Source organism: Photorhabdus sp. RM71S (genome assembly GCF_042879355.1).
GTDB lineage: Bacteria > Pseudomonadota > Gammaproteobacteria > Enterobacterales > Enterobacteriaceae > Photorhabdus > Photorhabdus kayaii.
The window spans coordinates 1-223 of sequence record NZ_JBHFKV010000354.1; the positions used below are offsets into that span (position 1 = coordinate 1).

Below are 223 nucleotides of genomic sequence, written 5' to 3' on the forward strand. Positions count from 1 at the left end.
CGGGTCGATAACCGGTATCACCAGCGAACCGGTAAAGTGCTCGTGCCCGCTGTCGCGCATAATCCCCACGGCCCGAAGACGGGCGCGGATCTGTGCGCCGGCCTGCACCGCTTTGATGGGCAGGCGATAGGCTAACGTGCGGTTGGCAAAGCCCAGTTTAAACCGGGCGACTAATTCCGGGTGGTTGAGCCGCCGTTTTTCCAGATAAGCCAGGGCTTCGGGG

General features: G+C 62.3%; 1 protein-coding gene. It reads right to left on the reverse strand.

The features are described from left to right. A partial coding sequence (locus ACGF5R_RS25190; protein ID WP_387693395.1) for a hypothetical protein occupies positions 1-223 on the reverse strand: 223 nt, incomplete at both ends.